Source organism: Methylocella tundrae, from assembly GCF_901905185.1.
In the GTDB taxonomy this organism is placed as follows: domain Bacteria; phylum Pseudomonadota; class Alphaproteobacteria; order Rhizobiales; family Beijerinckiaceae; genus Methylocapsa; species Methylocapsa tundrae.
The window spans coordinates 1-465 of sequence record NZ_CABFMQ020000148.1; the positions used below are offsets into that span (position 1 = coordinate 1).

The 465-nt window shown below is 36.8% G+C and carries 1 protein-coding gene; it reads right to left on the reverse strand.

All coding sequences use genetic code 11. The features are described from left to right. Positions 1–157: 157 nt before the first annotated feature. Positions 158–465 (reverse strand): tlde1 domain-containing protein (locus tag MPC4_RS20065; RefSeq protein WP_174514100.1); only part of this gene is annotated, 308 nt, incomplete at its 5' end.

Sequence of the window (465 nt, forward strand, 5' to 3'; positions counted from 1 at the left end):
ATATCATCCCATACAGGCTCATGAATAAAACCATCATAATATGATGTTGCTATATTCCATAATGCATCCTCTGGAATAACATAAAAAAGAAGCAACAATACACATATATACGAGACAGTAAAAAAAGTACATACGAGAATAAATCTAAATGTGCTCATCAATACACCTGTACCGTCCCATATGCAATCAATCCACCATGCAATGTAATCGTTGCATTATGTTTACTAAGTAGCGATTCTCGCAACAACATGAAATGACTAAGGGAAGGAAGAGTTATACAACCTCTACTAATACCTTGATACCCCGCGGGATGTAGCCTGAAATTCCCTCGTTGAACACCGGAATAAAATGTTGAATCATCTATAACACCATCATCCCTATACAGACCGAACCAAACAGATCTATCTGAACCACTAAAAAATGAATCGGGAAGATCTCTAATAAAACTTAAACGTCCTACAGGAC